Origin of the sequence: Candidatus Accumulibacter aalborgensis, assembly GCF_900089955.1 — a bacterium.
Taxonomy (GTDB): domain Bacteria; phylum Pseudomonadota; class Gammaproteobacteria; order Burkholderiales; family Rhodocyclaceae; genus Accumulibacter; species Accumulibacter aalborgensis.
This window is the reverse complement of the sequence record NZ_FLQX01000099.1, coordinates 1-2,466: the sequence shown is the minus strand read 5'-3', so window position 1 is coordinate 2,466 and position 2,466 is coordinate 1. Positions and strand designations below refer to the sequence as shown.

At 62.6% G+C, this 2,466-nt stretch carries 6 protein-coding genes; 3 read left to right on the top strand and 3 right to left on the bottom strand.

The genetic code is table 11. From position 1 onward, the window contains the following. Positions 1-101: 101 nt before the first annotated feature. Both ACCAA_RS07755 and ACCAA_RS07750 read right to left on the bottom strand, forming a co-directional pair. Positions 102-383 carry a type II toxin-antitoxin system YafQ family toxin gene (locus tag ACCAA_RS07755; RefSeq protein WP_186406669.1) on the bottom strand — a complete coding sequence of 94 codons (282 nt, stop codon included), beginning with the start codon at positions 381-383 and terminating at the stop codon, positions 102-104. Next, positions 370-633 (bottom strand): type II toxin-antitoxin system RelB/DinJ family antitoxin, encoded by a 264-nt coding sequence (locus ACCAA_RS07750; protein WP_186406668.1) that lies wholly within the window; start codon positions 631-633, stop codon positions 370-372. Before ACCAA_RS07750 ends, ACCAA_RS07755 begins: the two co-directional genes overlap by 14 nt. A gap of 97 nt (positions 634-730) precedes the next feature. Here ACCAA_RS07750 and ACCAA_RS07745 point away from each other — a divergent pair, with 97 nt between their 5' ends. The 3 genes from ACCAA_RS07745 (at position 731) to ACCAA_RS07735 (ending at position 1,923) form a co-directional block, all read left to right on the top strand. Next, the gene (locus ACCAA_RS07745) at positions 731-1,012 is read left to right on the top strand and encodes a hypothetical protein (protein ID WP_186406667.1); all 282 of its coding nucleotides are present in this window, start codon (positions 731-733) and stop codon (positions 1,010-1,012) included. Between the two features lie 252 nt (positions 1,013-1,264). Further along, a complete protein-coding gene (locus ACCAA_RS07740) occupies positions 1,265-1,501 on the top strand; it encodes a hypothetical protein (protein ID WP_186406666.1) in 237 nt (78 codons plus the stop codon). Further along, positions 1,498-1,923 (top strand): VOC family protein, encoded by a 426-nt coding sequence (locus ACCAA_RS07735; protein WP_186406665.1) that lies wholly within the window; start codon positions 1,498-1,500, stop codon positions 1,921-1,923. The genes ACCAA_RS07740 and ACCAA_RS07735 overlap by 4 nt, the downstream gene beginning before the upstream one ends. Before the next feature lie 76 nt (positions 1,924-1,999). On the opposite strand, the gene ACCAA_RS07730 is transcribed toward ACCAA_RS07735, so the two are convergent. Continuing rightward, complete coding sequence (locus tag ACCAA_RS07730) at positions 2,000-2,263, bottom strand: hypothetical protein (protein WP_186406664.1); 264 nt, start codon at positions 2,261-2,263, stop codon at positions 2,000-2,002. Between the last annotated feature and the right edge of the window lie 203 nt (positions 2,264-2,466).

Below are 2,466 nucleotides of genomic sequence, written 5' to 3'. Positions count from 1 at the left end.
ACATCTTGACTTCAACACCACGACAGCGCCGCCGTTTCCTCCGCGTAGCGGCTTCGTCCAACATTCCGACATTCGTAAGCCCATGAGCGGAACCTGGCCGCTCACAGGCCAAGCTCGCTATGCGAGCCGAGGCGGACGAGCTGTAATACTTCGCCACTCGGCTTGCGGTAAATCAACACAAGGTCGGGCTTGATGTGGCAATCCCGGTGGTCTTTCCAGTCGCCAGTCAGTGCGTGGTCGTGGTGTCTTTCGGCCAGCGGCTGGTCATTCGCCAAGGTCGTAACGATAGCAACGAAGTCTCTTGCCAGCGCCTCACGATGCGGGCCTTTAGCCTTGCGCTTGTAATCGCGCCTGAACTGGCCGGTTTGCTCAATCGTCCTCATTCAGGTCAGCCATCAGATCCTCGACGGTGGCGAACGACTTCAATCCACCGCAGCGCGCTTCCTTCATCGCCTCGATTGTGACAGCGTTCGGCACTAGTGGCTCGAATGGCAACGCTTTCTCGCGGGCAACGCGGGTCAGGAGGATACGGAAGGCGTCCGATACGGTCAACCCCATCGCCGCCAGCACGACGGTCGCCTCTTCCTTGATGTGCTCGTCGATGCGGGCACGAACAACAGCATTCGCGGACATGGTCTGATCCTCCAGGTTAATGAGCTACATTGTAGCCCAAAATTGGCTTTGGGCGTTTGGAGGACAGCAGCAAGCAGGCGCACAGAGGGCGTCTCCCATGCGGAAAATGGGCGACGGGCGCACCACTGACCGGCCGATGGCGCCGGTGACGGCCCGCCTGCTGGTGCTGGGTTTCGTACTCGCCGCGCTGGCCGGCATCGGCCTGCCGGGGACCAGCGGTTTCCCGGCCGAACTGCTGATCATCGTCACCGCGCTGCATAGCCACACCGGCGCTGGTCTGGCAGCGCTGTTCGGTACCGTACTCGCCGTCGGCGCTTCTGACACTGGCGATCGGCGTCTATCCGCTGCCGGTTCTCGAACTGCTGCGGCCGAGCGCTGAGGCCTGGGTGGCGGGGTTGGCGGGGCTGTAGGCGGCGGCATGTCAGTTGCCAGAAGGTAGGGCGCAATAGTCGAAGGGCCTTGCGCCAAGTGGCCAATGCCGAATTGCTTGTTGGCTGCTGCCGTCGAGTCCGGCATCCGGAAGGTGGTGCAATGCGCTTCGCTTATTGCACCCTACTTGCTGAGCGAGGCGAGATTCGGATGACCTTACGGGGGGGACATGGGGCCAAATATTAGAGATTGACGCCGCTTGATGGGGGCTCATATACTTTCGCTGGTGCCGATGGATTTCGTCTCCTTTGCGGGCGTTACCACCGTCAAGCCGAAGGAAGACGCGATCGAGTGGGCCAAGCGCTGTCCCGGCGGGCGCCACCAAATCATCGCGATCCACCGGGTCCAGGAAGTGGCCGATTTCCCTGCCGACGTGCAAAAGGCGGCCGAAGGCTTCGAGGAGATGCAGCGCACGTCGGCACACAAGGAGACGATATGAGCCAGCTTGACACCTACCTGTTCTTCGATGGCACCTGCGCCGAGGCAATGCGCTTCTACGAGAAAACGCTCGGCGGCACGCTCGAGATGATGATGACGCAGGCCGAAGCACCGGCGTCGGCCTGCGTGCCGGCGGGCTCGCCCGAGCGGATCATGCATGCCAGCCTCGCGCTCGGCGACCGGCGCCTGATGGCCTCCGACACGATGTCGGGGCAGCCCTTCGAAGGCATGCACGGCTTCTCGCTGTCGCTCTCGTACCCCTCGGTGGCCGCGGCGAACGAGGTGTTCGCCGCGCTGTCCGCAGGCGGAAAGGTCACCATGCCGATGAGCCAGACCTTTTGGGTCGAGTCCTTCGGCATGCTGGTCGACCGCTTCGGCACCGCGTGGATGATCAACGGCGGCAAGCCGGCGCAGATGGGCTGAAGCTTCGTTCCATCGTTTCGAGCGCATCTCGTCCGCGCTCCGAATCCCACTCGCTGGAGAGCAAATGTTCAAGGCCTCACTCCGTCCGGGCAGCGCCCGCCACATCACCCGCCGCGCGCTTGTCGCCGCCGCCATGTTGGCCAGCGTCGTCGCCGGCAGCATGCAACCCGCGCACGCCGATGCTCTCCTCGACGAAATCGTCGATTTCAACGGTCAGATCTTCTTCCTCGAGCAGACAGTTCCCGCCCTCGTTCTTGGCGTCGTGCGCACTGGCGAGATCTCGATTCGCGGGTTTGGCGAACGGGCGGGCAAGGGTGTTGCCGGCGGAGTAAATCCGCATAAATCTGGCGGCAGTAATTGGCGGCGAGAAGGGCGAGCGGGTAGGGTAGACGAAACAGGGGCCACGAAGGCCCCTGTGCGTAAGAGAGTGGGATGCCGGTTAGAAAGGTGGCTCGGTGCTGTCGACGCAGTGCCGGGTCACCCGATCATCATGCAGTTTTTGTTGAAGAACCCGCTCATAGTGAGACCAGATCCGGTCGCGCA

Coding starts and splice junctions, on each gene's coding strand:
- ACCAA_RS07740 (WP_186406666.1), top strand. CDS start 1,265: ATGGGGGCTCATATACTTTCGCTGGTGCCGATGGATTTCGTCTCCTTT.
- ACCAA_RS07750 (WP_186406668.1), bottom strand. CDS start 633: ATGTCCGCGAATGCTGTTGTTCGTGCCCGCATCGACGAGCACATCAAG.
- ACCAA_RS07745 (WP_186406667.1), top strand. CDS start 731: ATGCGGAAAATGGGCGACGGGCGCACCACTGACCGGCCGATGGCGCCG.
- ACCAA_RS07755 (WP_186406669.1), bottom strand. CDS start 383: ATGAGGACGATTGAGCAAACCGGCCAGTTCAGGCGCGATTACAAGCGC.
- ACCAA_RS07730 (WP_186406664.1), bottom strand. CDS start 2,263: ATGCGGATTTACTCCGCCGGCAACACCCTTGCCCGCCCGTTCGCCAAA.
- ACCAA_RS07735 (WP_186406665.1), top strand. CDS start 1,498: ATGAGCCAGCTTGACACCTACCTGTTCTTCGATGGCACCTGCGCCGAG.